The 5204-nt window shown below is 73.6% G+C and carries 2 protein-coding genes; both read left to right on the forward strand.

Annotated elements, in window-relative coordinates; translation table 11 throughout:
• The coding region (locus ACFQ87_RS44100; protein WP_380616690.1) for an SDR family NAD(P)-dependent oxidoreductase at positions 1-3383 on the forward strand (3383 nt) is incomplete at its 5' end.
• Positions 3384-3428: 45 nt separating this feature from the next.
• A partial coding sequence (locus ACFQ87_RS44105) for a type I polyketide synthase (RefSeq protein ID WP_380616691.1) occupies positions 3429-5204 on the forward strand: 1776 nt, incomplete at its 3' end.

The following is a 5204-nucleotide window of genomic DNA, read 5'->3' on the forward strand; positions in this document are numbered from 1 at the left end:
GGGAGGCGCGGGGCGTTCGGGCCCGTCGGATTCCGGTGGACTACGCCTCGCACACGGTGCATGTGGAGTCGCTGCGGGAGGAGCTGTTGGAGGTGCTGGCGCCGGTGGCGCCGGTCGCGCCGCGGGTTCCGTTCCTGTCGACCGTGCACGGCGGTTGGGTTGACGTGACGGCGGGTGATCTGGGGGCGGAGTACTGGTACCGCAACCTGCGCCAGACGGTGCGGTTCGAGGAGGCGGTGGGTTTCCTGCTGGGGCAGGGGCACCAGGCGTTCATCGAGGCCAGCCCGCATCCGGTGCTCACGATGGGCATCCAGGACACCGCCGAAGCCGCCGAGGCCGCTGGTGCGGGCGTGGACGCGGGCCGGGTGCTGGCGGTGGGCACGCTGCGGCGTGAGGAGGGCGGCCTGGAACGGCTGCTGGCCTCCTTCGCCGAGGCGTACGTCCACGGCGTCACCGTCGACTGGCGGCAGCTCTTCGCAGGCCAGGGCGCCCAGCGGGTCGACCTGCCCACCTACGCCTTCCAACACGAGAACTACTGGCTGGATGCCCCGGCGGATGGCGTGGGCGATGTGGTCTCCGCCGGTCTCGGCTCGGCCGACCACCCGCTGCTCGGCGCGGCGGTGGCGCTGGCGGGCGGTGACGGCTTGCTCTTCACCGGCCGTCTGTCCCTGCGCACCCACCCCTGGCTGGCCGACCACGCCGTGGCCGGCACGGTCCTGGTGCCGGGCACGGGCATGCTGGAGCTGGCGCTGCGCGCCGGTGAGCGCGCGGGTTGTGAGCACGTGGAGGAGCTGACGCTGGAGGCGCCGCTGGTGGTGCCCGAGCGTGGCGGTGTCCAGATCCAGCTCGCCGTCGGCGAGTCGGACGGCACCGGCCGCCGCTCGCTCAGCCTGCATTCGCGCATCCACGAGGAGGGTGCGGACGAGGAGTTGGCGGGTGCGTGGGTGTGTCACGCCACCGGCACGTTGGCCACCGAGGCCGCCGCCGCGGCAGTCGCTGCCGCCGGTGCCGCCGCGCCCGATCTGATGGTCTGGCCGCCGCGGGATGCCGTCGCCCTCGACGTGACGGACCTGTACGAGCGGTTCGCCGAGCGCGAGTTCACCTACGGCCCGGCCTTCCGAGGCGTCCGGGCCGCGTGGCGCCGGGGCGAGGAGGTCTTCGCCGAGGTCGCCCTGCCCGCCGAGGAGCACGGGCAGGCCGCCCGCTTCGGCATCCACCCCGCCCTGTTCGACTCGATGCTGCACGCGGTGGCGCTGGGCGCGATGGAGCAGGAGGGCCAGGGCCGGCTGCCGTTCGCGTGGTCGGGTGTGTCGCTGCACGCGGTCGGCGCCACGACCCTGCGGGTCCGGCTGGCCCCCACGGGCACCGACGCGATGTCCCTGCACGCGGCGGACATCGCCGGTACCCCGGTGATCTCGGTGGAGTCGTTGCTCTCCCGACCGATCACGCTGGACCAGGTGCGGGCGGCCCGCGGCGCCGGCCGGGACTCGCTGTTCCGGATCGACTGGACCGAGCTGCGGGTGCCCGACGCGGGTGCGATGTCGGCCGGCCGGGCCTGGCTGGGCGAGGTGCCCGCGGGCCTGGGTGGTCTGGCCGGTGACCGGTTCGAGGACCTGGCGGCGCTGGCCGACAAGATCGATGCCGGGGCGGAGGTCCCTGGGACGGTTCTGCTTCCCATAGCCGTCGGCATGGAGGACCCGATCGCGGGTGTCCGCGAGACGGCGGCCCGGGTGCTGGCGGTGGTGCAGGCGTGGGTTGCCGATGAGCGGTGGGCCGACTCCCGGCTGGTGCTGGTGACCCGGGGGGCGGTCGCGGTGGAGCCCGGCGTGGACGTCGCTGATCTGGCCGCGGCCTCGGTCTGGGGGCTGGTGCGTTCGGCGCAGTCCGAGCACCCGGGGCGGATCGTCCTGCTGGACGTCGACGGCGAGGATGCCTCGCACGTCCTGCCCTTCGCGGTGGCCGGTACCGAGCCGCAGGTCGCCCTGCGCCGCGGTACGGCGTTCGCGCCGCGCCTGTCGCGCGTTGCGGGTGTGGCTGCCGAGGACGCGAAGGTGGCCTTCGGTCCCGAGGGGACGGTGCTGGTCACCGGTGCGACCGGCACTCTGGGCGCCCTGGTGGCCCGTCACTTGGTGGCCCGGCACGGCGTGCGTCACCTGCTGCTGGCCAGCCGCAGTGGCGAGGCTGCCCCGGGCGCGGCCGAGCTGGTCGCGGAGCTGACCGAGGCCGGCGCCCAGGTCACGCTGGCGGCCTGCGACGTCGCCGACCGCGAGGCTCTTGCGGCTCTGCTCGCTGGGGTTCCGGCCGATGCCCCCCTTACCGGGGTGGTGCACACGGCAGGTGTGCTGGACGACGGTGTGATCGAGTCGCTCACCCCCGAGCGCTTCGACACCGTCCTGCGGCCGAAGGTCGACGCCGCCTGGCACCTGCACGAGCTCACCCGGGACCTGGACCTGTCCGCCTTCGTGCTCTTCTCCGCGGTGGCCGGCACCTTCGGCTCCCCGGGCCAGGGCAACTACGCGACGGCCAACGCGTTCCTGGACGCGCTCGCCCAGCACCGCAAGGCCCAGGGCCTGCCCGCCGTCTCGCTCGCCTGGGGCTTCTGGGCTGAACTCAGCAGTCTGACCGGCCAGTTGAAGGGCACCCAGATCCGCCGCATCACCGGCGGCGGCCTGGTCGCGATGCGGTCGCAGGAGGGCCTGGAGCTCTTCGACGCCGCCTGCGCGACCGGAGATGCCCTGCTGGTGCCGGCCCGGCTCGACCTGGCCGGGGTGCGTACCGGCGCCTCCGAGGTCCCCGCCCTGCTGCGCGGCCTGGTGCGGGCCTCCGCCCGCCGGGCCTCCTCGGACGCGAACCCTGACGCGGCGGCCGCGCTGCGGCAGCGCCTGGTCGGCGCCTCCGAGGCGGAGCGCAGCCGGGCCCTGCTCGACCTGGTCCGCACCACCGTGGCCGCCGTGCTGCGGCTGGACGGCCCGACGGCGCTGAACGTCCGCCGGGGCTTCCTGGACATGGGCGTCGACTCGCTGACCGCGGTCGAGATCCGCAACCGGCTCAACGCGGCCACCGGGCTGCGCCTGCCGGCCACCTCGGTCTTCGACTACCCGACGGCGGTGGCGCTCGCCGACCACGTGTCCGCGACGATCGGCGCCGTCGACGGCGACGCCGGGGCACCCGGACTGGCAGAGCTGGACAAGGTGGAAGCCGCCCTGGCCGCGCTCGAACCCGGCGGCAGCGCCGCCACCGAAATCACCACCCGACTGAAGAAGCTCCTCGCGAAGTGGGGTAGCTCCGTGGATTCGACGAGTACGGCGCTCGAGGAGAGCAGCATCGATTCGGCAACGGACGACGAACTCTTCTCGGTTCTCGACGGATTCCGGAATTCCTGAACCCAGCGGTGGAACACCCCTTTCGCTTGAAGGAGTTGACATAAAGTGGCAAACGAGGACAAGCTCCGCGAATACCTGAAGTTCGCGACCGCCGATCTGCAGCAGGCGCGCCGACGGGTCCACGAGCTGGAGGAGAAGGACCACGAGCCGATCGCGATCGTCTCGATGAGCTGCCGCCTCCCGGGCGGGGTCCGTGGCCCCGAGGACCTGTGGCAGCTGCTGGCCGACGACGGCGACGCCATCTCGGAGTTCCCGACCGGCCGCGGCTGGGACGACCTCTACGACCCGGACCCGGAGCGGCCCGGCAAGTCCTACGTGCGCGAGGGCGGATTCGTCTACGACGCCGAGGAGTTCGACGCCGGACTGTTCGACATCAGCCCGCGTGAGGCGCTGGCGATGGACCCGCAGCAGCGGCTGCTGCTGGAGGCGTCCTGGGAGGCGTTCGAGCGGGCCGGGATCGACCCGCTGTCGCTGCGCGGCAGCCGGACCGGTGTCTTCGCCGGCGTGATCTACCACGACTACGCCTCGCGGCTGAACGCCATACCCGAGGGCGTGGAGGGCTACCTCGGCACCGGCAGCTCCGCCAGTGTCGCCTCGGGCCGCATCTCCTACTCGTTCGGCCTGGAGGGGCCGGCGGTGACGGTCGACACGGCCTGCTCCTCGTCGCTGGTCGCCCTGCACCTGGCCGTGCAGGCGCTGCGCCAGGGCGAGTGCACCATGGCGCTGGCCGGCGGTGTGACGGTGATGAACAGCGCCGGCATGTTCGTGGAGTTCTCCCGCCAGCGCGGCCTGGCCCCCGATGCCCGCTGCAAGTCCTTCGCGGCGGGCGCGGACGGCACCGGCTTCTCGGAGGGCGTGGGCATGCTGCTGGTCGAGCGGCTCTCCGACGCCCGCCGCCACGGGCACCCGGTGCTCGCGATCGTCCGCGGCAGCGCCGTCAACCAGGACGGTGCCTCCAACGGCCTGACCGCGCCCAACGGGCCCTCCCAGCAGCGGGTGATCCGGGCCGCCCTGGCCAACGCCCGCCTGACGGCCGACCAGGTCGACGCCGTCGAGGCGCACGGGACCGGCACCAAGCTCGGCGACCCGATCGAGGCCCAGGCGCTGCTGGCGACCTACGGGCAGAACCGCGCGGCGGACCGTCCGCTGTGGCTCGGCTCGGTCAAGTCGAACATCGGCCACACCCAGGCTGCCGCGGGTGTCGCCGGTGTGATCAAGATGGTGATGGCGATGCGCCACGGGGTGCTGCCGCGCACCCTGCACGTGGACGCTCCCACCCCGCAGGTGGACTGGACGGCGGGCGCGGTGTCGCTGCTCACCCAGCCGGTGGAGTGGGCGGCGGGCGACGAACTCAGGCGCGCCGCCGTCTCCTCCTTCGGGGTGAGCGGCACGAACGCGCACGTGATCCTGGAGCAGGCTCCGGTGGAGGAGCCGGCCGAAGAGGTCGTTGACGGGTCCACGCTTCCGGTGGTGCCGTGGGTGCTGTCGGGGAAGTCGGCGGCAGCGTTGCGCGCCCAGGCGGCGCAGCTGGCGGCGTTCGTCGAGGGCTCCGCCGACCTGCGCGACGTGGACACGACGTTCTCGCTGGCGACGGGCCGGGCAGCGCTGGAGCACCGCGGTGTCGTGGTGGCGCGCGACCGGGCGGGGGCACTGGCCGGTCTGCGGAGCATCGCCGAGGGAACCGGGGCGGCCGGGACGGTGGTGGGCGAGGCCGGTGAGGGCCGAACCGCCGGCCGTACGGTGTTCGTGTTCCCGGGGCAGGGGTCGCAGTGGGCGGGGATGGCTGCGGGTCTGTTGGAGGAGTCGGCGGTGTTCGCCGCT

It is taken from the genome of Kitasatospora sp. NPDC056531, from assembly GCF_042794375.1.
Lineage (GTDB): Bacteria > Actinomycetota > Actinomycetes > Streptomycetales > Streptomycetaceae > Kitasatospora.